We start from the raw sequence: 25136 nt of genomic DNA, 5'->3' as shown, positions 1-25136 counted from the left end.
GTCAAATCTTCGACAGCTGCAACGCGCTAGCCTCACGCAGCCTGTTTGCGCGTGTCGAAAACATGGTCGACAAGACCCCAGGCCTGAGCCTCCCGGGCCGTCATGAAGTGGTCGCGGTCCAATGTGCGCTCGACCTCTTCATAGGTGCGGCCGCAATGCTGCGCGTAGAGTTCGGCCATATGCCGCTTTGTCTGGCCGATGCGCTCGGCGTGGCGCTGGATGTCGGAGGCTTGACCCTGGAATCCGCCCAGCGGCTGATGCAGCAGGATGGTGGCGTTCGGAAGCGAGATGCGACGCCCGGCCGTGCCAGCCATCAACAGGAACGAGGCCATCGAGGCGGCAAAGCCCATGCACACCGTCGACACCGGGCAGCTGATGTATTGCATGGTGTCGTAGATGGCGAAGCCGCTGGTCACCACACCGCCAGGCGAGTTGATGTAGAGCGAAATCTCCTTGTCGGGATTGTCCGATTCCAGCGACAGCAGTTGCGCGCAGACCAGCGCCGAGATGTCGTCGTTGATCTCACCGTTGATGAAGATGATGCGCTCGCGCAGCAGCCGCGAGAAAATGTCGAAGGCGCGTTCGCCGCGGCTCGATTGCTCGATCACCATCGGAACCAGATTGGCAAGGCCGCTCATTGTTTCGTCTCCGTCCGTTTCGTTGTTCAGGCCGCACGCAGCAACAGCAAAGGCGTGTTCGCGGCGACCGGCTGCCTTGGATTGCGCGACCCCAACGAAAGCCTGCAGCCGGCGCCGGCCATGGCAACAGCAGGCATTGCCGTTCGGGCAAAACCGTCATGGACAATGCGCAGATGCGTGCCGCCGGAAACGGTGCGCGCGAGTGTGAAGGTGACAATGCTGTCCAGCGAGCTGTCGAGTGGAGCCTGCCGCGCGGCATCGCCCGGCTGTGGCCGCTCGCGCCAGGAATAGCGCAGCAGCCGTTCGGGCTCGGCGTCGAGCACTTCGCATTCGATCGCCGCGTCCGGCCCGGCGAAGGCAAAACGGCTGCCGGTCTCGGGGCTGATGTCGTTCGGCATCATCCAGGCAGCGAGCAGCTCCGGCACGGTCAGCGCCCGCCACACCTTTTCCGGCGGCTCCGGCAGGTCGCACTCAAACTCGATCGCGTCAGGCGCGGTCTCGGTGTCCGCGTGGTTTTGGTGTGTCATTGATCCCATATTCTTCATTGATCCATGTCCTTCAAAACCGCCTTCAGCCTTTCGATGCGCTCCGGCCAGAAGGTCCGGTAGCGTTCGATCCAGGAGAGCAAGGGGGCAAGCCCCTGTGGATCGGCGCGGTAATATGCGTTGCGGCCCGCGCGCCGCTCGACCACCAGGCCGGCGCCGCGCAACACCGCCAGATGCTGCGACACAGCGGGTTGCGAGACGGTCATGCCGCTGCGCAGTTCCGAGACGCTCATTTCGCCAGCGGCGAGCCGCTCAAAGACGGCGCGGCGCGTCGGGTCGGCAAGAGCCCGGAAAATCTCTGCTTCGATCATGGCAAAAAGCATAAGTCGATACTTATTGATTTGGCAAGTGCTGTTTTTACGAGTTTGTCGGAAGCCAGCGCCTCACCACCCCGGCAGGTCCATCAAACGTCGCCTCGAAGATTGGCGACGCAAGCACAGCGTGGATGTGAAGCGTTCCGGTGCCGACGTTCTTGAACCCGTGTTTCCTGTTCGCGGGAACAACGAGAGACTGGCCCGATGTCAGGACGTTGTGGTCATCGTCTATCCACATCGTGGCCCTGCCGACGATAACGGTCAGCACTTCCTCGACGGGATGCCAATGCGTTGGGGCACCGAGCGTGGGCTCGACCCATTGCTCGAATATGCAAATTTGCGATGCACCGTTGCTAGCCGACACATGCATACGCGTTTCCACACCTGCTCGCCATTGCTCGCGCGGCTGGTCCTCATGTGTGACGGAGTTCATTTGAGTGCCCCGACCCATTCCCGTTTTCATGGAAATTTCGGACTGGAACACTACATCTTGCTGACAAACATTGACAGATAGCCATCGGCATCATAGAACGAAAAGGGAACAAAAACGTTGTGGGAAAAGCCAGCCATAGCAGGCGGCGATGGTCCGCAGCCTGTAAGGTGCTGCGACAATAATTTGTTTCGGATGAGCGCGGAGAAATATCATGGCGGGTAGCGTCAACAAGGTCATTCTGGTCGGCAACCTCGGTGCGGACCCGGAAGTCCGTCGCCTGAACTCGGGCGAACCGGTCGTCAACATCCGCATTGCGACGTCGGAAAGCTGGCGCGACAAGAATTCCGGCGAGCGCAAGGAAAAGACCGAGTGGCACAATGTCGTCATCTTCAACGATCAGCTTGCCAAGGTGGCCGAGCAATATCTGAAGAAGGGCATGAAGGTCTATGTCGAGGGCCAGTTGCAGACACGCAAATGGCAGGACCAGACCGGCAACGACAAGTATACGACGGAAGTCGTGCTGCAGAAATTCCGCGGCGAGCTGCAGATGCTCGACGCACGCGGCCAGGGTGAGGGCGGTCAGGTCGGCGGCTATGCCGGTGGTGGCAGCAGCCGTGGTTCCGATTTCGGCCAGTCCAGCCCGAGCGAAAGCTTCAATCGTGGCGGCTCCGCTCCCAAGGGCGGCGGCGGTTCGTCGCGCGAACTGGACGACGAAATCCCGTTCTGAGGACAATCAGCCACCGGAGAAGCGGCAATGTCGCTGCAACCGCTGCTTGCCGCCCCTTCTCCGGTTCCCTGGCATGCCTTTGCGGCTTTCGCCGCACTGGCGATAGGGGCCACGCAGTTGGTGCTGCCGAAGGGAACGCGGCGCCATCGCATCGCGGGCTTTGTCTGGGCCGCGCTGATGCTGGTCATCGCCGTCTTGAGTTTCTGGATTCATCAGATCCGCCTCGTCGGCCCTTTCAGTCCGATCCATCTCCTGTCGATCCTCGTGCTGGTCACCGTACCGCTGGCGGTGTGGCACGCGCACAATCATCGCGTCGCCAAGCATCGCAAGTCGATGATTGCGCTGTATTTTTTTGCGCTGGTCGGGGCCGGCATCTTCACGCTGTTGCCGGGCAGGGTCATGCACAATGTCGTCTTTGGCGTCGCGCGAGCCGGACCATGATCCTATTTAATCCTTGAGGCGGATGACCCCAAGTGGAAGGAATATCAGGTGAAAGCACGCGTAAAGTGGGTCGAGGAGCGGACATTTGTCGGCGAATCCGGCAGCGGCCACAAGGTGGTGCTCGGAACCGCGCTCGGACCGGAAGGCAAGACGCCAGGACCTAGCCCGATGGAACTGGTGCTGATCGGCACCGGCGGCTGTTCGGCCTACGATGTCGTGCATATCCTCGAAAAGGGGCGCGAGGCGATCGAGGATTGCGTGGTCGAGCTCGACGCCGACCGGGCCGAGCCCAGGGTGTTCACCCGCATCCACATGCATTTCGTCGTCAAGGGCCGGTCGCTCTCCAGCGACAAGGTCAAACGGGCGATCGATCTTTCGATCGAAAAATACTGCTCAGCCTCCGCGATGCTGGCCAAGACCGCCACGATTACCCACGATTTCGAAGTCATCGATACAACGGCGAAGTAGGGCGGCTTCGGCGGCTCGTCGCGAGCTACCCCGCCATCAGCGCCTTGATGCCGTCGGCGACGAACTGCACGGCAAGTGCGGCCAGGATGACGCCGAGCAGCCGGGTCAGGATCGAACGCCCGGTCTGGCCGAGGATGCGGTCGATACGTTCCGACAGCACGAACACTAGATAGGTGATGGCAAGGCAGACGAAGATGATGCCGACCAGCGCCGCCTGCGCGGCGAACCCCTGGAATGAACTGGATAAAAGCACCGTCGCCGAAATGGCGCCGGGGCCCGCGATCAGCGGGATCGCCAGCGGGAAGGCGGCGATGTTGTGGATCATGTCCTTGGTGATGGCGACGTCGCCGATCTTCTCCTTGCGGTCCTGCCGCCGCTCGAACACCATTTCGAAAGCGATGAAGAACAGCAGGAAGCCACCGGCGACGCGGAAGGCCGGCAGCGTGATGCCGAACACCGACAGGATCGATGCGCCGGCAACCGCAAACAGCGCCATCACCAGAAAACCGATGATCGAGGCGCGGACGGAAACCTGCTGGCGCTCCTCGCGGTTCATGCCGCGTGTCACGGCCAGGAACAGCGGCGCCAGGCCAGGCGGATCGATGGTCACGAGAATTGTGACGAAGGCGTTGAACAGGCTGTCGAAGCTCGGCATCTCTGACCCCTCCCGCCGGGCCGTGCCCGCACCATGATATTGGTAGAGCAAAGCCCGGTCGGTGGGAACCGTCAGAGGGACGAAACCGAAGACTTCGACAACCCTTCGGTCGTGACGCAGTTACGGACGGAAAGCCATTGCACGCTTTTCCTGGAATTGCTTGCTTCAGTCGGCAGCGCCGCAATAGGCCTCGATGCGATAACCGTCCGGATCGACGACAAAGGCGGCGTAGTAGTTTTCGCCATAGTCGGCGCGCAGACCCGGCGCGCCATTGTCGCTGCCGCCTTCGCGCAGGGCGCCGGCATGGAAGGCGTCGACGCTGGCCCGCGTCGGTGCCGCGAAGCAGAAATGCACGCCGGATTTTTCGTCTGACGGCACAGGCCGCTCAGCGTCGTTGACCCACAGCGCGACGCCTTGGGCGCCATAGCCCAACGAGCCCGGTGACTGGCTGAGACAGGTATAGCCGAGCGGCTTCAGCGCGGCATCGTAGAAGCGCTTGGAAGCGGCGGTGTCGCGAACACCGATCGAGACATGATCGAACATGTTTTTCTCCATTGTTACAGTATTTTGTCGCGTCAGGTTGTTGCTGTTCGGCGTGCCAGGAACTCGACTTCCAGCCGCCATGTCGCGCCATTGTCGTGCGAGCGCTCGCCGAGCCAGCGGAAGGAATTCTCGGTGATCCGCGAAAAGCTCCAGCGCACCGAGGAGCCGGCGCCATCGGCGCCCACTTGCACAATCGTGTCGCCTTCGGCACGGCCGAGTTGCCGGCTGTAATACTGGTTGCGCGGGTCGCTCCAGAAGATGTGCCAGGCGTCGGCGGCGGGGTCGTAGAGACGCAATGTCGTGCCGTAGAACGTCCATTTGCCGAGCGAAGGCGAGGGGCCGGCGTCCCGCGCGGGCAGGATCCATACATCCTGGATCGCGCGGCCTTCCAGCACCCAGCCGAAATGCACTTCGCCACTCCCGGTCAGCACCGTGCCGTCCTCGTGATGGCGCGAGGCGTCAAACGTCCAGGCGCCGACAAAACGGCCATAGAGGTTCAGTTTTTCAGCAAGTCCGTCGATTGGTCCGGCACTGTGCAAGGCTTCGGCAAAGGAGGATTGGTCGTACATGGCATTGGCCTCTTCTTGTCAGCAGACCGCGAGGAGTAGGCCGTGATGGGGTTCTGGGCTTGGGAAAAATTGCTATATTTCAGTCATGACAGCGACCACGCATACTCTCGCATCCGGGTCCGGCTGGCACGTGGCGGATGTGATCTGCACGGCCAACGCCGGTGACCGGCCGTTCGAGGAGGCACATCGGGATTTCTGCGTCGCCGCGGTGACCAGCGGCACGTTCCGCTATCGTGCGCAACAAGGCACGACGATGCTGGCGCCGGGCGCGCTCCTCCTCGGCAATCCCGCCACATGCTACGAATGCGGGCATGAACATGGCAGCGGCGACCGTTGCCTCTCGTTCCATTTCGAGCCGGCCTACATGGAACGGATCGTGGCTGGCGTGCCGGGCGCGAAAAAGCTGGCCTTCGAGGCGCCGCGCCTGCCACCTTTGCCGGCCCTGGCGTCCCTGCTCGCCGAAGCGGAAACCGCTCGCGAGATGGCCGACGTCGACGCGTTCGAGGAACTCGGGCTGCGGATTGCGGGGGCCGCTGTGGCAACAGTCGCTGGCACGACGCCTGTCAGGCGCGCGCCAAGCCGCCGCGATCAGAAGCGCGTTGCCGAAGCGGTGCAGCGGATCGAACTCGATGCCGACAGGCCGGTTTCGCTTTCGGTGCTTGCCGACGAGACCGCGACCAGTCCCTATCATTTCCTGCGCATTTTCCGGCAGGTCGCGGGCATGACGCCCTACCAGTTCCTGCTCAAGACCAGGCTGCACCGCGCGGCGGTGCGGCTGCGCATGTCAGACGATGCGGTCTCGGCGATCGCCTTCGATGCAGGCTTCAACGATCTGTCGACGTTCAATCATCGGTTTCGACGCGTCATGGGCGAGACGCCCGGCCAGTATCGTGCCCGCCGGGCGAGCGGCGTTGTGCCGGCTTTGTCCGTCGCTGCGGCCTGGCGGCGTCAGTCCGATGTCGGTCCGCACCAGCCGGGCAGGTAGTCGGCGTCCTTGGCCTTGGCGAGGCTCACGGCGTCCCTCATCGCCTTGTCGAAATTCTTCGCCACCGCATCCCGGTCGATGCGCCGGCGCAAAAAGTCCGCCCACAGGAATTCGCTGAACGGGGTGGTGTCCTTGGCGAAACCACCTTGCCGGCGCAGTTCACCGGCCATGCTCCTGTAGGGGTCGTCGACGAGTTCGGCCATGGTCTTGGGAATGGCGTCGTAGCCCCGGCGCCTGCCGTTCTCATCGAATGGATGCATCCAGCCACGATTGTCGAGCACGAAGAAGAAGGCGTCCTTGTCGAGCTCCGACAGGTCGCTTATCACCGTGACCAGAACGTCCCCGATGCCTTCATCGAGCAGGGCGCGGGCGAGATGGTGGTGATCGGTCACGTAGTTGCGCTTCTTTGGCCCCAGCACGACAGGGACCATGTGGGTGCCGAGAAAAGTGCCGGTCTTCCTGGCGCTTTGCGAGCGGAGCATCTGGCGTTTCAAGGCGACTTCGCGCATACCGACGGTGATCTGCGTCGGCCGCAAATCCCTGACTGCGACGGGGGTCAATAAGGGTTCCCGCTGGGTGGTCATTTGGCTTTGTCCTGTTGTTGCAGCTGCTGGTCCGGAGCGAGCGTCCTGATGGCGGCATCGACACTGTGAAATATTCGCTGCGGGCCGATCAGGTCGGCGATGCCAAATCGTGCCAGCGCCGCCTGGGCGCGCAGCGATTCCATCCGCGCGATGGCAAAGATCGCGCCCGCTTTGCGGCAATGGGTGATGGTGTCGATCAAGGCTTGCGCGGCTGTGTAGTCGATTTCGACGATGTTGCTGGCCTCCAGCACGACCAGCTTCACGCTCTCACGCCTGGCATCGACAAGATCGACAAAGCCGCGCTTGAAGCCGTCGGCATTGACGAAGGACAGCGGCGCCTGGAATGTCGCAACCAGCACGCCGGGGAGCTGTTTGCCGGCAACTGGCTCGCTGGGTGGCCACCACACCGAAGTGCCCGGCACCTGTTCGAGTTCGATCAGCTGCGTGCGGGTTGCGGTCCAGATTCCATGCAGCAGCGACAGGCCGATGCCGATCGCCACGCCGGTCTCGATGGGCAGGACGACGATGGCTGCCATGGTGATGAGGATCAATGCGAATTCAACCGGCGCCTGCCGGTAGACATTGGCGAACACCTTCCAGCGCAGAATGTGCTGGGCGACGAACAGCAGAACACCGGCAAGGGCGGCCTGTGGAACGTTGGCGAGCAGGCCGCCACCGAAAACACCCACCGCCAGCACGATGGCCGCGGCAATGAGGCCCGAGACCTGTGAGCGGCCGCCCGACTGGGAGACGATTGCCGTGCGCGGCGGGCTGGCGTTGACCGCAAAGGCGCCGAACAGGCCCGATAGGATGCCGCCGGCGCCGACGCCGACGAAATCGCGATTGACGTCAGGAGCGTCGCCCGGTTGCGGCGCGAAGGAGCGGGAGGTGGCCGCCGTCTGCACCATGACGACGACGGCGATCAGCAATGCCAGCGGGACCAGCGCCTGCACATCGCTGGGGCTGGCTAGCGGCAGGCCGGCCCCTGGCAGGCCACTGGGCAAGGCGCCGAGCACCTCGACGCCGCGATGCTTGAGCCCGAAGACGGCAACCGCAGAGGTGGCGAGCACCATGCCGATCAACGCGCCCGGGATGCGGGCGCTGATGCGTTCGGCGCAGAATACGGTTGCGAACACGCCGAGGCCGAGTCCGAGGCTCCAGGGATTGGTGAGATGCAGGCTGCCGGCGATCTCACCGAAGCGCCGCAAGGATTCACCGTTCTCGGCGGGCAGGCCGAGTAGTCCCGGCAATTGCGAAGCGATGATATGGACGGCGATGCCGGCCAGAAAACCCGTCGTGACCGGCACCGACAAGAGGTCGGCGACCCAGCCAAGGCGAAAGAGACCGCTCAGAATCACGATCAGCCCGACCATCAAAGCCAGCACGGAAGCCAATGCCAGATAATGCGGCGACCCGGATGCGGCGAGCACGGCGAGGCCGCCGGCAAACAGAGGCGTGATGGTTGAATCCGCGCCGGCCGACAGGTGACGATTGGCACCGAACAGGGCGAACGCCACCGAACCGGCGACAAAAGCGAAGAAGCCGATCTCGGGCGCAAAACCGCCGAGGCGGGCGGTCGCCATCTGTTCGGGAATGGCGATCGCTGCCAGTGTCAGGCCAGCGACAAGATCGCGGTTGAGATCCCTGGGCGTCCAACCGCTCAGGGCTCGCAAAGGCAGCCAAGGGGTCCAATTCATCGCGCTCGTGGCTTTCGCTTGGGGAAAATGGTCCGTTGCAGGCTTTTGCCTTGGTGGCGGCGAAACCGCCTTGGCCATATCGTCGCAATCAGTGGTATCCTTTTGAAATTACCACCAAAATTGACACTGGAAAAGTGTTGCGGATGTTGGAGTTTCGGGCTTGCTTCCTATATATACAGCAAGTGATTCCTGATTAGATTGTGATCCGATTTGACCGACCAAAAGACACCGCGCGGCGCCGACGGCGGCCCCACCGGCATCGAGCCGATATCCATCGTCGAGGAGATGCAGCGCTCCTATCTCGATTACGCCATGAGCGTGATCGTCAGCCGTGCGTTGCCGGACGTGCGCGACGGCCTGAAGCCTGTGCATCGCCGTATTCTCTTCGCCTCGCATGAGAGCGGCTACCACTGGAACCGCAAATATGTGAAGTCGGCGCGCCCGGTCGCCGACGTGATGGGTAAATACCATCCGCATGGCGATGCCTCGATCTATGACGCCTTGGTGCGCATGGCGCAGGATTGGTCGCTGCGCGTGCCGCTGATCGACGGGCAGGGCAATTTCGGCTCCATTGACGGCGATCCGCCGGCGGCGATGCGCTACACCGAGTCGCGGCTGACCAAGGTCGCGCATGAGTTGCTGGAGGATATCGACAAGGACACAGTCGATTTCCAGGACACTTATGATGCGTCCGGCAGCGAGCCCAAGGTTCTGCCGGCACGGTTTCCCAATCTGCTGGTCAACGGCTCCGGCGGCATCGCGGTGGGCATGGCGACCAACATCCCGCCGCACAATCTCGGCGAAGTCTGCAACGGCGCCATCGCCATTATCGACAATCCGGCGATCGATTTGCCGGCGCTGATGGAGATCATTCCGGGGCCGGATTTCCCGACCGGCGGCATCGTGCTTGGCCGTTCCGGCATCTACAGTGCCTATTCGACCGGGCGCGGCTCCATCGTCATGCGGGGCAAGGTCAACATCGAGGCGCGTGGCAATGACCGCGAGTCGATCATCATCACCGAGGTTCCCTACCAGGTGAACAAGTCGTCGATGATCGAGAAGATGGCCGAACTGGTGCGCGACAAGCGCATCGAAGGCATTTCCGACATCCGCGACGAGAGCGATCGCCAGGGCTACCGCGTTGTCATCGAGTTGAAGCGCGACGCCGTCGCCGACGTCATCCTCAACCAGCTTTACCGCTTCACGCCCCTGCAGACCTCCTTCGGCGCCAACATGGTGGCACTGAACGGCGGCAAGCCGGAACTGCTGACGCTGACCGACATGCTGAAGGCGTTCGTCGCCTTCCGCGAGGAAGTGATCACCCGGCGGACGAAATTCCTGCTGCGCAAGGCGCGCGACCGCGCCCATGTGCTGGTCGGTCTCGCTATCGCCGTCGCCAACATCGACGAGGTCATCAAACTGATCCGCACCGCGCCGGATCCGCAGACGGCGCGCGAGCAGTTGATGGAGCGGCGCTGGCCGTCCGGCGATGTCGAGTCGCTGATCCTGTTGATCGACGATCCGCGCCATCGCATCAACGAGGACGGCACCTACAATCTGTCCGAGGAGCAGGCGCGCGCCATCCTCGAACTGCGCCTGCAGCGCCTGACCGCGCTCGGTCGCGACGAGATCGCCGACGAGTTGAACACGATCGGCGCCGAAATCATTGATTACCTGGACATTTTGTCTTCCCGCGCGCGTGTCCAGCAGATCGTCAAGGATGAGCTTGCCGCCGTGCGCGACGAGTTTGGCACGCCACGCCGCACCGAGCTCACCGACGGTGGCGCGGACATGGAAGACGAGGACCTGATCCAGCGCGAGGACATGGTCGTGACGGTGAGCCATTCGGGCTACATCAAGCGCGTGCCGCTGTCGCTCTACCGGGCGCAGCGGCGCGGCGGCAAGGGCCGCTCCGGCATGTCGACCAAGGAAGAGGATTTCGTCACAAGGCTGTTCGTTGCCAACACGCACACGCCGGTGCTGTTCTTCTCCTCGCGCGGCATCGTCTACAAGGAGAAGGTCTGGCGGCTGCCGATCGGCAACCCGCAATCGCGCGGCAAGGCGCTGATCAACATGCTGCCGCTGGAGCAGGGCGAGCGCATCACCACCATCATGCCGCTGCCCGAGGACGAGACCAGTTGGGGCGAGCTCGACGTGATGTTCGCCACCACGCGTGGCACTGTGCGGCGCAACAAGCTTTCCGACTTCGTCCAGGTCAACCGCAACGGCAAGATCGCCATGAAGCTGGAGGAGGAGGGCGACGAGATCCTCGGCGTCGAGACCTGCACGGACAATGACGATGTCCTGCTCACCGCCAGCTCCGGCCAGTGCATCCGCTTCTCGGTCGGCGACGTGCGCGTCTTCCAGAGCCGCAATTCGGTCGGCGTGCGCGGTATCGCCATGGCCGAGATGGATCGGGTGATTTCCATGGCGGTGATCGAGAATGTCGATGCGCCGCCGGCGGAGCGCGCCGCCTATCTCAAGCGGGCGGCGGCCGAACGGCGGCTTGCGGCCGGCATCGCGGCCGGCGAAGAGGACGAGATCGCGCTGACCAACGAAGAGGTCGGCGAGGAGACGGAGCTTTCCGACGAGCGCTACGAGTTCCTCAAGCAACACGAGCAGTACGTGCTGACGGTGACCGAATATGGCTACGGCAAGCGCTCGTCGTCCTATGATTTCCGGCTGACCGGACGCGGCGGCAAGGGCATTCGTGCCACCGACGTTTCGAAGGTAGCCGAGATCGGCAGGCTGGTGGCGACCTTCCCGGTCGGCAATGACGACCAGATCATGCTGGTGTCGGACGGCGGCACTGTCATCCGGGTGCCGGTCAACGGCATCCGTTTCGCCAGCCGCGCCACCAAGGGCGTGACCATCTTCAACACGGCTGAAGGCGAAAAGGTGGTTTCGGTCGAGCGGATTTCGGAACCGCAGGCGGACGAGGAAGCCGAGGACGGTATCGAGGGCGGCGCTGAGTCCAATCCGGCTGCGGATACCGGCCCGGATGTCATAGAATAGGTTCTGACATAGCAACGCCGGCCCATTGGCCGGCGTGGTGGCACATTCAGGCGAAACTTAGTAGTGGCGATATGGCTTGCGGGGGCCAAAACCTTCGAAGCGCTTGGTGTTGGCCTTGATGCGGATGCGCTGAGCCTCCTGATGCAAGCCGAATACGGTGGCGATCAGCATGGCGACGGTCATTGCGGTGGCGAGCATGTAGATCAGCATGTGTGTGTTCTCCTGCGCCTAACAACGAAGATATGGGATTTTGGTTTCATCTTATTAAGGTGCAACCTAGTGAACGCTGCGTGAAGGCTTCGTGATCAGCGTGTTCATCTGTCGTTCACGTGGCGGAAAAGGTTCACGACCGGCTCGCCAATCGGATTTGCCTTTGCGAGAGAGGCTCGTTAGAAGCACCAGCCATGACTGAACGCATCGCCCTCTATGCCGGCTCCTTCGACCCGTTGACCAACGGCCATCTCGACGTGCTGAAAGCGTCGCTGGCGGTGGCCGACGTCGTCTATGCGGCGATCGGCATCCACCCGGGCAAGCAGCCGCTGTTTTCCTTCGAGGAACGGGTGGCGCTGATCGAGAGTGCGACGAAGACTTTATTTGGCCGCGACGGTGCGCGCATCAAGGTTGTCGCCTTCGACGGGCTGGTCATCGACGCGGCCAGGAAGCAGGGCGCCTCGATCATGATCCGCGGCCTGCGCGACGGCACCGACCTCGACTACGAGATGCAGATGGCCGGCATGAACGAGACCATGGCGCCTGAACTGCAGACGGTTTTTCTGCCCGCCAGCCCGTCCGTGCGCACCATTACCGCCACACTTGTCCGCCAGATTGCCTCGATGGGAGGCGACATCCGCCCCTTCGTGCCGGCGGCGGTTGCCGGTGCGCTCACCGCCAAATTCGCGAAATAAGATCCCGGAGATAGATATGCAGCTGAAAAAGCTTGCCTCGTTCCTCATTGTGCTTGCTGGTCTTGTGGCCTCGTCTGTTTCGGCTTTCGCCGCCGACCCGGAAAACACCATGATCATCACGCTGAAGGACGGCGACGTCACCATCGCGCTTCGGCCCGATCTCGCGCCCAAGAACGTCGCGCAGATCAAGAAGCTGGTGCGCCAGGGCGCCTATGACAATGTCGCCTTCCACCGCGTCATCGACGGCTTCATGGCGCAGAGCGGCGACGTCAAGTTCGGTAACATGAAGAAGGGTTTTAGCGCCGAGGCCGTCGGCACCGGCGGTTCCGATCAACCCGACCTGCCGGCCGAATTCTCGCAGACCGAACACTACAAGCGCGGCGTGGTCGGCATGGCCCGCTCGCAGGACCCCAACTCCGCCAATTCGCAGTTCTTCATCATGTTCGCGCCGGCGCCGCCCCTCGATGGCCAATACACCATCGTCGGCACCGTCGTCAGCGGCATGGAGCTGGTGGACCACATCAAGAAGGGCGACGAAGCGGACAATGGCACGGTCACCGACCCTGACCGGATGCTCAAGGTGCGCATCGCCGCAGACAAGTAAAGTTGTCGAATAACTCTGTTTTCTGAAAAGGATATCTGACATGGCCGAGATCAAGGACCGCGAAAACGCGCTCATCATGGAGACGACCAAGGGCAACGTCGTCATCGAACTTTTCCCCGACCTGGCGCCCGGCCATGTCGCCCGTATCAAGGAACTGGCACGCGAAGGCGCCTATGACGGCGTGGTCTTCCACCGCGTCATCGACGGCTTCATGGCGCAGACCGGCGACGTCAAGTTCGGCAATTCCAGCAAGCCCTCCTTTGCTCCGTCGCGTGCCGGCATGGGCGGCTCCGACAAGCCCGACCTCAAGGCTGAATTCTCCAATGCCAACCATGGGCGCGGCACCTGTTCGATGGCCCGTTCGCAAAACCCGAACTCGGCCAATTCGCAGTTCTTCATCTGCTTCGACGATGCCGCCTTCCTCAACCGCCAGTACACGGTCTGGGGCCAGGTCATCGAAGGCATGGACAATGTCGACAAGATCAAGCGCGGCGAGCCGGTGCCGGATCCCGACAAGATCGTGTCGCTGAAGGTTGCGGCCGACATCAAGTAAGGTAAGACGACAATGATGGGCGTCGTCTGGTCGCTTCTCGGCATCCTGTCCGGCGCCTTCATTGCCATTCAGGCGCCGATCAATTCGCAGCTGGCGCGCGGCCTGGGGCTCCCAGTCGCGGCGGCTGCGTTTTCGTTCCTGTCGGGTGCGATCGCGCTCGGCGTCATCTCCGTTACGGCGGTGAAGCTGCAAGGCATCACGCTCGACTGGAAGGCGCCGGTGCCGTGGCTGTTCGTCGCCGGCGGCCTGCTCGGCGGCTTCTATGTCACCTTGTCGACGATCCTGACGCCGCGCATCGGCGCTGCCGCATTGATGGCGTTTCTGGTGGCCGGCCAGTTGCTGGCGGGCATGCTCATCGACCGCTTCGGCTTCCTCGGCGTCGCGGTGCGCGAGATTTCGCTCGGCCGCGTCGCCGGCGCGGTGCTGCTGCTGGCCGGAGCGTTGCTCGTCCGGCTCTACTGATGCGTGTCGATCTGTTTGACTTCGACCTGCCGGAGGAGCGTATCGCGCTTCGCCCGGCAGAGCCGCGCGACAGCGCCAAGATGCTGGTGGTCAAGCCCGGTGAAGGGCTCGACGACCGGGCGGTTGGCGACCTGCCGTCCCTGTTCAGGGCCGGCGATGTGCTGGTCTTCAACGACACCAAGGTCATTCCGGCGCAGCTGAAGGGTATCCGACGGCGCGGCGAGGCACAGGCGCAAGTCGAGGCCACGCTGCATATGCGCATGGCGCCGGATCGCTGGCTGGCCTTCATGCGGCCGGGCAAGCGCATCGCCGCCGGCGACCGCATCCATTTCGGCCATGACGGCAATTCCTGTTTCCTCGGCCAGCTCGACGCCACCGTGATCGAGAAAGGCGAGGCCGGAGAAGCTCTGCTTGGCTTCGACCTGTCGGGGCCCTTCCTCGACGAAGCGCTGCATGCGGTCGGCCATATTCCGCTGCCGCCCTATATCGCCTCGAAGCGCGATGATGACGAGCGCGACCGGGCCGACTACCAGACCATCTATGCCCGGGAAGAAGGCGCCGTTGCCGCACCCACGGCAGGCCTGCATTTCACGCCGGAGCTTTTTGCGGCTCTCGACGCCAAGGGTGTCGAGAGCCGCTTCGTCACCTTGCATGTCGGCGCCGGCACGTTCCTGCCGGTGAAGGCGGACGACACCGCCGACCACAAGATGCACGCCGAGACCGGTTCGGTCAGCGAGGCAACCGCCGACGCGCTCAACGCGGCCAGGGCGAGGGGCGGGCGCATCATCGCTGTCGGCACGACCTCGCTGCGCCTGCTGGAGAGTGCCGCGCGCGGGGACGGGACCCTGGTTGCGTGGTCCGGTCCGACCGACATCTTCATCACGCCCGGCTATCGCTTTCGCACCGCCGACATGCTGATGACCAATTTCCACCTGCCACGCTCGACCCTGTTCATGCTGGTATCGGCCTTCAGCGGCCTCGACACGATGCGTGCGGCCTATGCGCATGCCATCGAGAACCGCTACAGATTCTACTCCTATGGAGACGCAAGCCTGCTTTATCGAGCGGAGATGAGCGATGGACGATGATCTCGAGAGCCTGGATCGCGACGCACTGATCGCGGAAGTGAAAAAATTGCGCACCGGGATTCGACAGCATCGTGACGCAACCGGCCATGACCTGTGCTGGCATCATCCGGACCTATGGGATCTTCTGCCGGAGAAGACCGAGCCGTCGATCGCCGTGCCGCCCTGGCCAAAATTCATGCGAGGCTGCATCCAATACCGCCAGTCGCTCGACAAAGAGGCACCTAGTGCCCCGGTTCATGACAAGGAATTCAATGGCTAAGCCGTTCAGCTTCAAGGTTCTGGCGACGGACGGCAGCGCGCGGCGCGGTGTGATCGACATGCCGCGCGGCGAAATCCGCACGCCTGCCTTCATGCCGGTCGGCACCGGCGGCACGGTCAAGACCATGTATATGGACCAGGTGCGCGGCCTTGGCGCCGATATCATCCTGGGCAATACCTACCATTTGATGCTGCGGCCCGGCGCCGAGCGTGTGGCGCGGCTGGGGGGTTTGCACGAATTCGCCCGCTGGCCGCATCCGATCCTGACCGACAGCGGCGGTTTCCAAGTGATGTCGCTGTCCAAGCTGAGGAAGCTGACCGAAAAGGGCGTCACCTTCCGCTCGCACATCGACGGCGCCGCCTACGAGATGTCGCCGGAGCGCTCGATCGAGATCCAGGGTTTGCTCGATTCCGATATCCAAATGCAGCTTGACGAATGCACCGCGCTGCCGGCCGATCTCAAGGAAATCGAGCGCGCCATGGAACTGTCGCTGCGCTGGGCAGAGCGCTGCAAGACGGCGTTCGGCGACCAGCCGGGCAAGGCGATGTTCGGCATCGTGCAGGGCGGCGACGACGCGGCACTCCGGGTACGGTCGGCGCAGGCGCTGAGCGCGATGGAGCTGAAGGGCTATGCGGTCGGCGGCCTGGCTGTCGGCGAGCCGCAAGCGGTGATGCTCGATATGCTCGACATCACCTGCCCGGAACTGCCTGAAAACAAGCCGCGCTATCTGATGGGCGTCGGCACCCCTGACGATATTCTGAAATCGGTGGCGCGCGGCATCGACATGTTCGATTGCGTGATGCCGACGCGGGCCGGCCGGCACGGTCTTGCCTACACCAGGCGCGGCAAGGTCAATCTGCGCAACGCCCGCCATGCCGACGATCCGCGCCCTCTCGACGAGGAAAGCGATTGCCCGGCGGCGAGGGATTATTCGCGTGCCTATCTGCACCATCTGGTGCGCTCGCAGGAGGCGCTTGGCGCGATGCTGCTGACCTGGAATAATCTCTCGTATTACCAGAAGCATATGCAGGACATCCGTGCCGCAATCGAGGCACATGCTTTCGAAGCACGCGCGGCGGAGATTTCGGAAGGTTGGGCTCGGGGCGATATCCCTGCCATTTAGTCGTGCGTTCTCCAGCGATTGACGGATCGGCTGCCCAAGAGCAGATTTGTAATCGAGGGATTGGCTATGGCCGTGACATACGACTTTGCCGGCAAAACGGCGATCGTAACCGGTGGCTCCAGGGGCATCGGCAGAGCCGTGGCCACACAGTTGGCAGGGTCTGGCGCCGACGTCTGGGTATGGGATGCCGATCCAGTGCCGGCTGCGGGAATCCGTAGCCAGACGGTCGACGCCACCAAGGCTGGCGACATAAGGGAAGCCTTGGCTGACATCGTCGCCCGAGCGGGGCGGATCGACATCCTCGTCAACAACGCTGGCTATCTCGGTCCCTACCTCGGCTTTGAGGCCTTCGAGCCGGTTGAGTGGCAGCGAATTGTCGGTGTCAATCTCCTTGGAACGTTTGAGGTCACGCATCAGGTTCTGCCGATTATGCGCAAGGCCGGCACCGGCCGCATCGTCAACATGGGATCGCTTGCAGGCAAGGAGGGCTTGCCGAACCTTGCCGCCTACTCGGCGGCAAGCGCAGGCATTATCGCTTTCACCAAGGCATTGTCGCGGGAGGTTTGCGACACCGGCATTCGCGTGAATTGCGTAGCGCCCGGTCCGATCGATACCGACCTTATCAGGCGCCTTGGCAATGAGGTCGTCAGCGACATGATCGGCGCCAGCCCACTGAAACGGCTCGGCTCCGCCGATGAAGTCGCTGCGTTGGTGCTCTGGCTGTGTTCCGATACGAGCAGCTTCAACACTGGCGCTGTATTCGACATGTCGGGCGGCAGGGCGCGCTACTGATATCGGCCGTATCAGGTGCTGAGCGAATTCGACGCGCGCAGGCTGCATCCGGTGATCTGGAAGGTGCCGTCGGGCTGTTGCTGCAGCGTGTAGACAGCCTCGTAATCCTTGCCGTCGGGGCCGACGATCAGCACCTGCTGGACGATCGATGTCGGGCTCGTCTCCTCGACCTTGCCGAAGGAATAGGTCTGCGGCTTGCGCACCGGCGGATAGCCGTTGGTCACCATGTTCATGAAGGTGTCGACGGTCGGGAAGATCTGTTTCACGTTGGGTGCGGCGAAGCTGTAGGCGGCGACGCCGTCATCGGCGATGAACGCTTTCAGCTGGCCGTCGATGGCGGCTTGCGCCGCCTTGACCTCGGCATCGCCGGCAAACGCAGACGACGCCAGGATGAGTGGAACGAACGCGAATGCGAAAAACATGCGGCGCATGGCCGGCCTCCGTTGCCCCTCGAGAAAGCTGCCTCCCAAAACTGTTCCAAGAGGCATCTTAACATACGCTTGGCGGCGCTTCACGGTTTCATCGGTGGCGAACATTCGTATCGCCCCCGCGCGCTGCGGGAAGTCGTAGCCAGGCCCGAGCCGGCTGAGCATTCATCCGGCGCTTGAAAGCCCGCCTCCAGTCTGTCAGAAGGGCCGCTTGGACTTGGACGTTTAGGGACGAAGCCATGAGGGCGTTTTTCGTGCAGATCAAATGCGAGCTGGGCAAATCCTATGAGGTTGCCAGCGCGCTTGCCGACGCCGAGATCGCTTCGGAAATCTACTCGACTGCCGGCAATTACGATCTGCTCGCCAAATTCTACGTCGACGACGAGGAAGATGTCGGCCATTTCGTCAACGAGAAGGTGCAGGTTCTCCCCGGTGTCAAGGACACTTTCACCGTCGTCACGTTCCGCGCCTTCTAGAGCCCGTTCCATCCCCGACAGAATCGGGATGGGCTCTATCTCAGTGTTTGAACATGATCTCTGGACAAGCGGTTCGCGTTCGTTCGAGAAAATCTGGTTCCATTTTTCGGGTCATGCTTCAGCCGCTGAACGCACCTGCCCGGCCACGAGGCAAAGCCTGACCAAGGGCATATTTCAGCTGCCTTAATTTTGGGCAGCCGCCACATACTGGTCGTCAGTATCCCTCAAATCACCGATTGCGCTTGATTTTCTCCGGCGACGCCAGTGAAATGGCGTCACAGGGGAGTATGCGATTGGCAGCGTTCGATGAAATGCTTCCGGAAGTCTCCGGATTGAGAAGACCGTATTCGGCTTATGATCGCTGGCTGAAGGAGCAGGATCCGGCCAGGCTTACCGAGAAGATGCAGGACGCCGAACGCGTCTTCCGCAAGACCGGCATCACCTTCGCAGTCTACGGCGAGCAGGAAGCTTCCGAGCGGCTGATTCCGTTCGACATCGTTCCCCGCATCATCTCGGGCAATGAGTGGCGGCGCCTGACGCAAGGCATCGAGCAGCGCGTGCAAGCGCTGAACGCTTTCCTCGACGATATCTACCATCGCCAGGAGATCCTGCGAGCAGGGCGTGTTCCCAGGGAATTGATCGCCAAGAACGAGGCGTTTCTGCCGGAAATGATCGGGGTCAGGCCACCTGCCGGCGTCTACACCCATATCATCGGCGTCGATATCGTCCGCATCAGCGAGGACGAATTCTACGTGCTGGAGGACAATGCGCGCACGCCGTCGGGTGTCTCCTACATGCTGGAGAACCGCGAGACGATGATGCAGCTGTTCCCCGAGCTGTTCCAAAAGATCAAGGTGCGGCCGGTGGAAAACTATCCGCAGCTCCTGCGCCAGTCGCTGGCGGCGGTGCGGCCACAAAGCACCAAGGGCACGCCGACCATCGCGGTGCTTACGCCCGGCAGCTTCAACTCCGCCTATTTCGAACACGCCTTCCTTGCCGACCAGATGGGCGTACAGCTTGTCGAAGGGCAGGACCTGCGCGTTGTCGACGGCCATGTCGCGATGCGCACCACCGAAGGCTACAAGCAAATCGATGTGCTTTACCGCCGCGTCGACGATTCCTTCCTCGACCCGCTGACCTTCCGGCCGGACTCCGCACTTGGCATACCCGGCATCATGGATGTCTACCGTGCCGGCAACATCACCATCGCCAATGCGCCGGGCACCGGCATTGCCGACGACAAGGCGATCTACTCGTACATGCCCGAGATCGTCGAATTCTACACCGGCCGCAAGGCGATCCTCGGCAACATTCCGACCTGGCGCTGCTCGGAGCCGGACAGCCTGAAATACGTGCTCGAGCACATCGACGAACTGGTGATCAAGGAGGTCCACGGTTCCGGCGGCTACGGCATGCTGGTCGGGCCGGCGGCGACCAAGAAGGAGTGCGAGGATTTTTCCAAGAAACTCGCGGCAAAACCGTCGAACTACATCGCCCAGCCGACGCTGGCGCTCTCGACGTGTCCGATCCTGACCGACAAGGGTCTGGCGCCGCGCCACGTCGATCTCAGACCCTATGTGCTGGTTTCCGACCGCATCCAGATCGTGCCCGGAGGGCTGACGCGCGTCGCGCTGAAGGAAGGGTCGCTGGTCGTCAATTCCTCGCAAGGCGGCGGCACCAAGGATACGTGGGTGCTGGATGATTGATTTTCACTTGAAGGGTTTTTGATGCTTTTAGGCCGCACCGCCAACGGGCTCTACTGGATGAACCGCTATATCGAGCGGGCGGAAAATATGGCACGCCTTGTCGACGCCGGGCTGCGCATGGCGCTGACCCGCACCCAGAGTGCCTCGGAAGAATGGAATTCGGTGCTGCTCAGCGCCGGCTCGGACGTCGCCTTCACGCAGAAATACCAGGATTATACCGCCGCCAATGTCGCCGACTTCCTGTTGCGCGACACGTCAAACCCGTCGAGCACGATGGCGGCGATCGAGACGGCGCGCAACAATGCCCGCATGGTGCGCACCGCGCTGACGCGCGAGACGTGGGAAAGCATCAACGAAGCCTGGATGTCGCTGAAGCGGATGCTGGCAAGGCCGATCGACGAACGCGACCTGCCGAGCGTGCTTGATGCGATCAAGCGCGAGACGGCGCTGATCCGCGGCTCGTTCTACGGCACCATGCTGCGCAACGAGATCTTCGATTTCTCGCAGCTCGGCACCTATGTCGAGCGCGCCGACAACACGGCGCGCATCCTCGACGTGAAATACTATGTGCTGTTGCCGTCGATCTCCTGGGTCGGCTCGACACTCGACAACTACCAGTGGGAATCGATCCTGCGCTCGGTGTCTGCGCATCGCTCATACCGCTGGGTCTATGACGCAGACTATAAGCCGACCAACATTGCCGACTATCTAATCCTCAATGTCCGCATGCCGCGATCGCTGACCTTCTGCTACCGCTTTCTAGCCGAACATTTGAAATTCCTCGGTGACGACTACGGCGAACGCCACGCCTGCCACGCAACGGCCGACAAGACGCAGGCCATGCTGAGAGCCGGTTCGATCAAGGACATATTCGACGCCGGCCTGCATGAATTCCTGGCGAATTTCATTCGCGACAATACCAGGCTGGGCGACGAGATCGCGCAGGACTACCGGTTCAATTGAGCATGATCGCGAAAAGTGGGACAAGATCGTGCTCACAAACGGGACATAGCGCATGCGGCTGAAGATCACCCACAGGACCGAATATCGCTACGATGCACCGGTGCACTATCTGTTGCAGCGGCTGCGGCTGCTTCCGGTCAGCGGATCGACGCAGACCGTTCTGTCCTGGGCACTGGCCATCGAAGGCGCGCGCGAAGAGGTTCGTTTTGTCGACCATTTCGGCAACGACACCAGGCTGCTGAGCGTCGAGGGCGAGCGCGACTTCATCACGGTGGAAGCGGCCGGCGAAGTGGTGACGCGCGATACCGCAGGCGTCTCTGGACCACACCAGGGTTTTACGCCGCTCTGGCTGTACAGCCATGAAACGCCGTTGACCGCGATCGGCAGCGGTATTCGCGAACTCGCCGCATCGGTCGGCAAGGGCACCGACATCGAAAGGCTGCATCGTCTGATGGCAATGATAGGCGAGCGCGTCGCCTACACGCCCGGCACCACCAATGCGGCGACGCCGGCAGAGGAAGCCCTGACGTTGAAGACCGGTGTCTGCCAGGATCACACCCATATCTTTGCCGCAGCCGCGCGCGCCATGGGCTTTCCTGCACGCTATGTCAGCGGCTATCTGATGCTGGATGCTTCGGTCGAGCAGGCCGCAAGCCATGCCTGGGCCGAAGCCCATGTCTCGGGTCTCGGCTGGGTCGCCTTCGATGCCGCAAACGGCATCTCTCCAGACGAGCGCTATGTAAAAGTGGCCATCGGCCGCGACTATCGCGACGCCACGCCGGTGTCGGGAATTCGGCTGGGACAGGCGGAAGAACAGCTTGCGGTCACCGTCACGGTAGAGCAGTAATCCGCCAGGATTGCCGCAGGAGCAATTCCAGGAAAAGCGCGTAGCGTTTTCCCTGGGGAATTGCGTCAAAACAAGGAGATAGAGCGGTTCTGTGTTTCCGTGAAACGATGAATCGCTCTAGAAGAGATTCCATGACCTATTGCGTCGGCCTGAAGATCGATCGCGGGCTCGTGTTCATGTCGGACACGCGCACCAATGCCGGCATGGATTCGATTTCCACCTTCCGCAAGATGCATGTCTGGGAGCAGCTGGGCGAGCGCGTCATCGTGCTGATGTCGGCCGGTAACCTGGCGACGACTCAGGCGGTGGTCAGCCTGCTCGACGAACGCACCAAGGCAATTGCCGATCGTCACGCCACGCTGCTGGAGACGCCGTCGATGTACCAGACGGTGCGGCTGGTCGGCGATACGGTGAAGGAGGTCATTGCCAGTTCGTCACCCGCGGGCGAGAAGGCAGATTCCTACTTCAATGCCTCCTTCATCCTCGGCGGCCAGATCAAGGGCAGCGAGCCGCGCCTGTTCATGATCTATCCCGAAGGCAATTTCATCGAATCGACCGAGGACACGCCATTCTTCCAGATCGGCGAGACCAAATATGGCAAGCCGATCATCATCCGCGCCTACGAAAAGACGATGAGCCTTGCAGAGACTGTGAAGTTGCTTCTGGTGTCGTTCGATTCGACACTGAAGTCGAACCTGTCGGTCGGCTTGCCGCTCGACCTGCTCTTCCTGGAGAGGGACAGTTTCAAGGTTGGGCTGAAGAAACGGATCGGCCAGGACGACCAGTACTACCGCACGATCTCGGATGGCTGGTCGAATGCGCTGAAGGCAGCTTTTGCCAGCCTGCCCGATTTTCCGGGGTAGGCGCGCGGCGCCAGATGGCGGTTGCGCATATTTCACATGTTAAATAATATCGAATCCTGAAGAGCCGGCCGTGACGGGGCGGCGGCGAGGAATCCTGTCGGGAGGACACGATGAACAATGATGATTTCCGGCAATGGTCGCGGCGCGCCGCCGACTGGGGCGCCGACTACCGCCACACGCTGCGCGACCGCCCGGTGCGGCCGCTGGTCGAGCCGGGCGATATTTTCAGAAGCATAGAAGCTTCGCCGCCCGAAAACGCCGAACCGATGGACAGGATTTTCGCCGAATTCGAGGAGAAGATCCTGCCGGGGATGACGCATTGGCAGCATCCGCGCTTCTTCGCCTATTTCCCGGCCAATGCGGCGCCGGTCTCGGTGGTGGCGGAATATCTGGTCTCGGCGATGGCCGCGCAGTGCATGCTGTGGCAGACCTCGCCGGCGGCGACCGAGCTCGAAACGCGCACCGTCGACTGGATGCGCCAAGCGCTTGGCCTGCCCGAAGGGTTCTCAGGCGTGATCCAGGATTCGGCATCCTCGGCGACACTGGCTGCGGTGCTGACCATGCGCGAGCGCGCGCTCGACTGGCAAGGCAATAAAAAGGGACTGGCGGGGCAGGCGCGGTTGCGCATCTATTCTTCCGATCAGGTGCACACTTCGATCGACCGGGCGATCTGGGTGTCTGGTATCGGCGAGGACAATCTCGTGCGCATTCCCGTCGGCGGCCGTTTTCGCGCCATGGATACGGCAGCGCTCGAGGCGGCAATCATTTCCGACCGGGAAGCCGGCATGCTGCCGGCCGGCATCATCGCCTGCGTCGGCGGCACCAGCACGGGCGGCACCGACGACATCGCTTCGGTTGCCGAGGTGGCGCGGCGCCATGGCCTTTATCTTCATGTCGATGCGGCCTGGGCCGGGTCGGCAATGATCTGCCCGGAATACCGGCATTTCTGGAGCGGTGTCGAAGCGGCCGATTCCGTTGTCTTCAATCCCCACAAATGGCTCGGTGCGCAGTTCGATTGTTCGATCCAGTTCCTGCGCGATCCCGAAAGCCATGTGCGGACGCTGGCCATCAAGCCGGATTACCTGAAGACCCATGGCCATGACGGCATCATCAATTATTCCGAGTGGTCGGTGCCGCTCGGCCGGCGGTTCCGCGCACTGAAATTGTGGTTCCTGCTGCGCGCTCATGGGCTGGAAAGCCTGCGAACGATGATCCGCAACCATGTCGCCTGGAGCGAAGGCCTTGCCGCGCGGCTGGCAAAGGAGCCGGATTTCGAGATCGTCAGCGAACCGATGCTGTCGCTGTTTTCGTTCCGGCACAAGGCTGCCACCGGCGCCGACGCGGACGAGCACAATCTGCGGCTGGTCAATGCGATCAACGACGATGGCCGCATCTACCTGACGCAGACGAGAGTCGACGGACGAGTGGCGATCCGGTTCCAGGTCGGACAGTTCGAGGCGACTGCCGGCGATGTCGATGCCGCCTTCGTCGTCATCGCCGAAATCGCGCGCGGCATGGGCTGAAGCTGCCTTGATGAGGTTGCGTACAGCTTTGGCTTTGCGATCAGGTAAATTCTATTAGCCGGCTTATGCCTTTTCATTGCTTTCGTTTTCGACTATAGACAAGAAAAACGAAAACGGGAGGTTGCCCATGTATCTGTCGCCGCGCCATGCCGAAATCATCCAGATGGCCAAGGATCATGGTCGCGTGCTGGTCGACGATCTGGCCACCCACTTCAATGTGACGCCGCAGACCATACGCAAGGATCTCAACGACCTGTGCGATCAGCGGCTGCTTTCGCGCATCCATGGTGGTGCGTTGTTCCCGTCCGGCATCGAGAACATGGAGTATGAGGCCAGGCGCAAGATTGCCGCCGACGAGAAGGAAGCGATCGGCCGCGCCGCAGCCAGGCTGATCCCCGACAATGCCTCGCTGTTCATCAATATCGGCACGACTACGGAGTCGGTTAGCAAGGCACTACTCGATCACAATGGGCTGATGGTCATCACCAATAACATCAATGTTGCCAACAGGATGCGCATATATCCCACGATCGAGGTGGTGATCGCCGGTGGGGTTGTGCGCGGTTCCGATGGCGGCGTGGTCGGCGAAGCCGCGGTCGATTTCATCCGGCAGTTCAAGGTCGATTATGCGGTGATCGGCGCTTCGGCCATCGACCATGACGGCGCCTTGCTCGACTTCGATTTCCGTGAGGTCAAGGTGGCGCAGGCGATCATCGCCAATGCGCGTCATGTCATCCTGGTTTCCGACCAGACCAAATTCGAGCGCACCGCGCCGGTCCGCATCGGCCATCTGTCGCAAGTCAACACCTTCATCACCGACCGTTGCGACATTCCGTCGGTGCGCAAGATCTGTCAGGAGGCCGAGGTTCAACTGATCGAGACGTCGCTCGGCTAAGCGGCATCGGCATATCATCACGCGCCTGTGATATT

At 62.1% G+C, this 25136-nt stretch carries 31 protein-coding genes; 20 read left to right on the top strand and 11 right to left on the bottom strand.

Features of this window, described 5'->3' with window-relative positions; all coding sequences use genetic code 11:
- Positions 1–32: 32 nt before the first annotated feature.
- From AC1DZU_RS23710 to AC1DZU_RS23695, 4 genes are read right to left on the bottom strand one after another with little or no spacing between them, the layout of a single operon-like run.
- Positions 33–638, bottom strand: coding sequence for an ATP-dependent Clp protease proteolytic subunit (locus tag AC1DZU_RS23710; RefSeq protein ID WP_095085064.1), 606 nt, complete (start codon positions 636–638; stop codon positions 33–35).
- A gap of 26 nt (positions 639–664) precedes the next feature.
- Positions 665–1165, bottom strand: a complete 501-nt coding sequence (locus AC1DZU_RS23705) for an SRPBCC family protein (RefSeq protein WP_477288855.1) — start codon at positions 1163–1165, stop codon at positions 665–667.
- 14 nt (positions 1166–1179) lie between these two features.
- Positions 1180–1494, bottom strand: coding sequence for an ArsR/SmtB family transcription factor (locus AC1DZU_RS23700; RefSeq protein WP_184874045.1), 315 nt, complete (start codon positions 1492–1494; stop codon positions 1180–1182).
- A 46-nt stretch (positions 1495–1540) separates the two neighbouring features.
- A complete protein-coding gene (locus AC1DZU_RS23695) occupies positions 1541–1930 on the bottom strand; it encodes a cupin domain-containing protein (RefSeq protein ID WP_477288853.1) in 390 nt (129 codons plus the stop codon).
- 211 nt (positions 1931–2141) lie between these two features.
- Between AC1DZU_RS23695 and AC1DZU_RS23690 the strand changes: the two genes are divergently transcribed.
- Genes AC1DZU_RS23690 through AC1DZU_RS23680 form a run of 3 tightly spaced genes read left to right on the top strand, consistent with a single transcriptional unit; the run spans position 2142 to position 3566 of the window.
- Positions 2142–2657 carry a single-stranded DNA-binding protein gene (locus tag AC1DZU_RS23690; protein WP_477288851.1) on the top strand — a complete coding sequence of 172 codons (516 nt, stop codon included), beginning with the start codon at positions 2142–2144 and terminating at the stop codon, positions 2655–2657.
- Positions 2658–2684: 27 nt separating this feature from the next.
- Positions 2685–3098 carry a DUF2306 domain-containing protein gene (locus AC1DZU_RS23685; protein WP_477288849.1) on the top strand — a complete coding sequence of 138 codons (414 nt, stop codon included), beginning with the start codon at positions 2685–2687 and terminating at the stop codon, positions 3096–3098.
- A 48-nt stretch (positions 3099–3146) separates the two neighbouring features.
- Positions 3147–3566 carry an OsmC family protein gene (locus AC1DZU_RS23680; RefSeq protein WP_477288847.1) on the top strand — a complete coding sequence of 140 codons (420 nt, stop codon included), beginning with the start codon at positions 3147–3149 and terminating at the stop codon, positions 3564–3566.
- A gap of 25 nt (positions 3567–3591) precedes the next feature.
- Here AC1DZU_RS23680 and AC1DZU_RS23675 read toward each other — a convergent pair whose 3' ends face one another.
- From AC1DZU_RS23675 to AC1DZU_RS23665, 3 genes are all read right to left on the bottom strand, one after another.
- A complete protein-coding gene (locus tag AC1DZU_RS23675) occupies positions 3592–4221 on the bottom strand; it encodes a MarC family protein (protein ID WP_023736559.1) in 630 nt (209 codons plus the stop codon).
- Between the two features lie 165 nt (positions 4222–4386).
- Entirely contained in the window at positions 4387–4764 is a 378-nt protein-coding gene (locus AC1DZU_RS23670) for a VOC family protein (protein WP_477288844.1), read from the bottom strand.
- Between the two features lie 32 nt (positions 4765–4796).
- Positions 4797–5333, bottom strand: a complete 537-nt coding sequence (locus AC1DZU_RS23665; protein WP_477288843.1) for a hypothetical protein — start codon at positions 5331–5333, stop codon at positions 4797–4799.
- A gap of 85 nt (positions 5334–5418) precedes the next feature.
- Here AC1DZU_RS23665 and AC1DZU_RS23660 point away from each other — a divergent pair, with 85 nt between their 5' ends.
- Positions 5419–6318, top strand: a complete 900-nt coding sequence (locus tag AC1DZU_RS23660; protein WP_477288841.1) for a helix-turn-helix transcriptional regulator — start codon at positions 5419–5421, stop codon at positions 6316–6318.
- Here AC1DZU_RS23660 and AC1DZU_RS23655 read toward each other — a convergent pair.
- Positions 6282–6902: a ParB-like protein gene (locus tag AC1DZU_RS23655; RefSeq protein WP_477288839.1), complete on the bottom strand. Its 621-nt coding sequence runs from the start codon at positions 6900–6902 to the stop codon at positions 6282–6284. The two genes, AC1DZU_RS23660 and AC1DZU_RS23655, sit on opposite strands and share 37 nt — an antisense overlap.
- Positions 6899–8599, bottom strand: a complete 1701-nt coding sequence (locus tag AC1DZU_RS23650; RefSeq protein WP_477288837.1) for a SulP family inorganic anion transporter — start codon at positions 8597–8599, stop codon at positions 6899–6901. The genes AC1DZU_RS23655 and AC1DZU_RS23650 overlap by 4 nt, the downstream gene beginning before the upstream one ends.
- 210 nt (positions 8600–8809) lie before the next feature.
- Between AC1DZU_RS23650 and gyrA the strand changes: the two genes are divergently transcribed.
- A complete protein-coding gene (gene gyrA / locus AC1DZU_RS23645; RefSeq protein WP_477288835.1) occupies positions 8810–11614 on the top strand; it encodes a DNA gyrase subunit A in 2805 nt (934 codons plus the stop codon).
- Between the two features lie 57 nt (positions 11615–11671).
- Here the strand turns inward: gyrA and AC1DZU_RS23640 are convergent, their stop codons facing one another.
- A complete protein-coding gene (locus tag AC1DZU_RS23640) occupies positions 11672–11824 on the bottom strand; it encodes a hypothetical protein (protein WP_095085054.1) in 153 nt (50 codons plus the stop codon).
- Between the two features lie 194 nt (positions 11825–12018).
- On the opposite strand from AC1DZU_RS23640, the gene coaD reads away from it, so the two are divergent.
- The 8 genes from coaD (at position 12019) to AC1DZU_RS23600 (ending at position 17400) form a co-directional block, all read left to right on the top strand.
- Complete coding sequence (gene coaD, locus AC1DZU_RS23635; protein WP_477288833.1) at positions 12019–12519, top strand: pantetheine-phosphate adenylyltransferase; 501 nt, start codon at positions 12019–12021, stop codon at positions 12517–12519.
- Between the two features lie 16 nt (positions 12520–12535).
- On the top strand, positions 12536–13123 hold the full coding sequence (locus AC1DZU_RS23630; RefSeq protein WP_477288831.1) for a peptidylprolyl isomerase: 588 nt from the start codon (positions 12536–12538) through the stop codon (positions 13121–13123).
- A 40-nt stretch (positions 13124–13163) separates the two neighbouring features.
- On the top strand, positions 13164–13676 hold the full coding sequence (locus AC1DZU_RS23625; protein ID WP_477288829.1) for a peptidylprolyl isomerase: 513 nt from the start codon (positions 13164–13166) through the stop codon (positions 13674–13676).
- A 12-nt stretch (positions 13677–13688) separates the two neighbouring features.
- Positions 13689–14138, top strand: coding sequence for a DMT family transporter (locus tag AC1DZU_RS23620; RefSeq protein WP_477288827.1), 450 nt, complete (start codon positions 13689–13691; stop codon positions 14136–14138).
- Positions 14138–15226 (top strand): tRNA preQ1(34) S-adenosylmethionine ribosyltransferase-isomerase QueA, encoded by a 1089-nt coding sequence (gene queA, locus AC1DZU_RS23615; protein WP_477288825.1) that lies wholly within the window; start codon positions 14138–14140, stop codon positions 15224–15226. Before AC1DZU_RS23620 ends, queA begins: the two co-directional genes overlap by 1 nt.
- Positions 15216–15485 carry a hypothetical protein gene (locus AC1DZU_RS23610; RefSeq protein WP_477288823.1) on the top strand — a complete coding sequence of 90 codons (270 nt, stop codon included), beginning with the start codon at positions 15216–15218 and terminating at the stop codon, positions 15483–15485. The genes queA and AC1DZU_RS23610 overlap by 11 nt, the downstream gene beginning before the upstream one ends.
- The gene (gene tgt / locus AC1DZU_RS23605; protein WP_477288821.1) at positions 15478–16608 is read left to right on the top strand and encodes a tRNA guanosine(34) transglycosylase Tgt; all 1131 of its coding nucleotides are present in this window, start codon (positions 15478–15480) and stop codon (positions 16606–16608) included. The genes AC1DZU_RS23610 and tgt overlap by 8 nt, the downstream gene beginning before the upstream one ends.
- Before the next feature lie 66 nt (positions 16609–16674).
- A complete protein-coding gene (locus AC1DZU_RS23600; RefSeq protein WP_477288819.1) occupies positions 16675–17400 on the top strand; it encodes an SDR family NAD(P)-dependent oxidoreductase in 726 nt (241 codons plus the stop codon).
- A gap of 11 nt (positions 17401–17411) precedes the next feature.
- On the opposite strand, the gene AC1DZU_RS23595 is transcribed toward AC1DZU_RS23600, so the two are convergent.
- Positions 17412–17831 carry a DUF4864 domain-containing protein gene (locus tag AC1DZU_RS23595; RefSeq protein WP_477288817.1) on the bottom strand — a complete coding sequence of 140 codons (420 nt, stop codon included), beginning with the start codon at positions 17829–17831 and terminating at the stop codon, positions 17412–17414.
- A 236-nt stretch (positions 17832–18067) separates the two neighbouring features.
- On the opposite strand from AC1DZU_RS23595, the gene AC1DZU_RS23590 reads away from it, so the two are divergent.
- From AC1DZU_RS23590 to AC1DZU_RS23560, 7 genes are all read left to right on the top strand, one after another.
- Positions 18068–18304 (top strand): Lrp/AsnC ligand binding domain-containing protein, encoded by a 237-nt coding sequence (locus AC1DZU_RS23590; RefSeq protein ID WP_477288815.1) that lies wholly within the window; start codon positions 18068–18070, stop codon positions 18302–18304.
- Between the two features lie 293 nt (positions 18305–18597).
- The gene (locus AC1DZU_RS23585; RefSeq protein ID WP_167392123.1) at positions 18598–20010 is read left to right on the top strand and encodes a circularly permuted type 2 ATP-grasp protein; all 1413 of its coding nucleotides are present in this window, start codon (positions 18598–18600) and stop codon (positions 20008–20010) included.
- A gap of 21 nt (positions 20011–20031) precedes the next feature.
- Positions 20032–20973 carry an alpha-E domain-containing protein gene (locus AC1DZU_RS23580; protein WP_095085042.1) on the top strand — a complete coding sequence of 314 codons (942 nt, stop codon included), beginning with the start codon at positions 20032–20034 and terminating at the stop codon, positions 20971–20973.
- A gap of 52 nt (positions 20974–21025) precedes the next feature.
- Entirely contained in the window at positions 21026–21820 is a 795-nt protein-coding gene (locus AC1DZU_RS23575) for a transglutaminase family protein (protein ID WP_477288812.1), read from the top strand.
- Between the two features lie 131 nt (positions 21821–21951).
- A complete protein-coding gene (locus AC1DZU_RS23570; RefSeq protein ID WP_477288810.1) occupies positions 21952–22683 on the top strand; it encodes a proteasome-type protease in 732 nt (243 codons plus the stop codon).
- Positions 22684–22793: 110 nt separating this feature from the next.
- Positions 22794–24206, top strand: a complete 1413-nt coding sequence (locus tag AC1DZU_RS23565) for a pyridoxal phosphate-dependent decarboxylase family protein (RefSeq protein WP_477288808.1) — start codon at positions 22794–22796, stop codon at positions 24204–24206.
- Positions 24207–24333: 127 nt separating this feature from the next.
- Positions 24334–25101: a DeoR/GlpR family DNA-binding transcription regulator gene (locus AC1DZU_RS23560; protein ID WP_477288806.1), complete on the top strand. Its 768-nt coding sequence runs from the start codon at positions 24334–24336 to the stop codon at positions 25099–25101.
- Positions 25102–25136: the final 35 nt, after the last annotated feature.

The sequence above is a fragment of the Mesorhizobium sp. P2_A12 genome (assembly GCF_056405075.1).
The sequence above is the reverse complement of the archived record's forward strand: the minus strand, read 5'-3'. Positions and strand labels throughout refer to the sequence as shown.

What these genes read in the sequence shown, in the direction of transcription:
- tgt (WP_477288821.1), top strand. Translation starts at nt 15,478, where the DNA reads ATGGCTAAGCCGTTCAGCTTCAAGGTTCTGGCGACGGACGGCAGCGCG.
- AC1DZU_RS23695 (WP_477288853.1), bottom strand. Translation starts at nt 1,930, where the DNA reads ATGAACTCCGTCACACATGAGGACCAGCCGCGCGAGCAATGGCGAGCA.
- AC1DZU_RS23705 (WP_477288855.1), bottom strand. Translation starts at nt 1,165, where the DNA reads ATGACACACCAAAACCACGCGGACACCGAGACCGCGCCTGACGCGATC.
- AC1DZU_RS23640 (WP_095085054.1), bottom strand. Translation starts at nt 11,824, where the DNA reads ATGCTGATCTACATGCTCGCCACCGCAATGACCGTCGCCATGCTGATC.
- AC1DZU_RS23595 (WP_477288817.1), bottom strand. Translation starts at nt 17,831, where the DNA reads ATGCGCCGCATGTTTTTCGCATTCGCGTTCGTTCCACTCATCCTGGCG.
- AC1DZU_RS23560 (WP_477288806.1), top strand. Translation starts at nt 24,334, where the DNA reads ATGTATCTGTCGCCGCGCCATGCCGAAATCATCCAGATGGCCAAGGAT.
- AC1DZU_RS23625 (WP_477288829.1), top strand. Translation starts at nt 13,164, where the DNA reads ATGGCCGAGATCAAGGACCGCGAAAACGCGCTCATCATGGAGACGACC.
- coaD (WP_477288833.1), top strand. Translation starts at nt 12,019, where the DNA reads ATGACTGAACGCATCGCCCTCTATGCCGGCTCCTTCGACCCGTTGACC.
- AC1DZU_RS23685 (WP_477288849.1), top strand. Translation starts at nt 2,685, where the DNA reads ATGTCGCTGCAACCGCTGCTTGCCGCCCCTTCTCCGGTTCCCTGGCAT.
- AC1DZU_RS23565 (WP_477288808.1), top strand. Translation starts at nt 22,794, where the DNA reads ATGAACAATGATGATTTCCGGCAATGGTCGCGGCGCGCCGCCGACTGG.
- queA (WP_477288825.1), top strand. Translation starts at nt 14,138, where the DNA reads ATGCGTGTCGATCTGTTTGACTTCGACCTGCCGGAGGAGCGTATCGCG.
- AC1DZU_RS23580 (WP_095085042.1), top strand. Translation starts at nt 20,032, where the DNA reads ATGCTTTTAGGCCGCACCGCCAACGGGCTCTACTGGATGAACCGCTAT.
- AC1DZU_RS23575 (WP_477288812.1), top strand. Translation starts at nt 21,026, where the DNA reads ATGCGGCTGAAGATCACCCACAGGACCGAATATCGCTACGATGCACCG.
- AC1DZU_RS23665 (WP_477288843.1), bottom strand. Translation starts at nt 5,333, where the DNA reads ATGTACGACCAATCCTCCTTTGCCGAAGCCTTGCACAGTGCCGGACCA.
- AC1DZU_RS23700 (WP_184874045.1), bottom strand. Translation starts at nt 1,494, where the DNA reads ATGATCGAAGCAGAGATTTTCCGGGCTCTTGCCGACCCGACGCGCCGC.
- AC1DZU_RS23620 (WP_477288827.1), top strand. Translation starts at nt 13,689, where the DNA reads ATGATGGGCGTCGTCTGGTCGCTTCTCGGCATCCTGTCCGGCGCCTTC.
- AC1DZU_RS23690 (WP_477288851.1), top strand. Translation starts at nt 2,142, where the DNA reads ATGGCGGGTAGCGTCAACAAGGTCATTCTGGTCGGCAACCTCGGTGCG.
- AC1DZU_RS23675 (WP_023736559.1), bottom strand. Translation starts at nt 4,221, where the DNA reads ATGCCGAGCTTCGACAGCCTGTTCAACGCCTTCGTCACAATTCTCGTG.
- AC1DZU_RS23570 (WP_477288810.1), top strand. Translation starts at nt 21,952, where the DNA reads ATGACCTATTGCGTCGGCCTGAAGATCGATCGCGGGCTCGTGTTCATG.
- AC1DZU_RS23590 (WP_477288815.1), top strand. Translation starts at nt 18,068, where the DNA reads ATGAGGGCGTTTTTCGTGCAGATCAAATGCGAGCTGGGCAAATCCTAT.
- AC1DZU_RS23660 (WP_477288841.1), top strand. Translation starts at nt 5,419, where the DNA reads ATGACAGCGACCACGCATACTCTCGCATCCGGGTCCGGCTGGCACGTG.
- AC1DZU_RS23670 (WP_477288844.1), bottom strand. Translation starts at nt 4,764, where the DNA reads ATGTTCGATCATGTCTCGATCGGTGTTCGCGACACCGCCGCTTCCAAG.
- AC1DZU_RS23610 (WP_477288823.1), top strand. Translation starts at nt 15,216, where the DNA reads ATGGACGATGATCTCGAGAGCCTGGATCGCGACGCACTGATCGCGGAA.
- AC1DZU_RS23600 (WP_477288819.1), top strand. Translation starts at nt 16,675, where the DNA reads ATGGCCGTGACATACGACTTTGCCGGCAAAACGGCGATCGTAACCGGT.
- AC1DZU_RS23655 (WP_477288839.1), bottom strand. Translation starts at nt 6,902, where the DNA reads ATGACCACCCAGCGGGAACCCTTATTGACCCCCGTCGCAGTCAGGGAT.
- AC1DZU_RS23710 (WP_095085064.1), bottom strand. Translation starts at nt 638, where the DNA reads ATGAGCGGCCTTGCCAATCTGGTTCCGATGGTGATCGAGCAATCGAGC.
- AC1DZU_RS23630 (WP_477288831.1), top strand. Translation starts at nt 12,536, where the DNA reads ATGCAGCTGAAAAAGCTTGCCTCGTTCCTCATTGTGCTTGCTGGTCTT.
- AC1DZU_RS23650 (WP_477288837.1), bottom strand. Translation starts at nt 8,599, where the DNA reads ATGAATTGGACCCCTTGGCTGCCTTTGCGAGCCCTGAGCGGTTGGACG.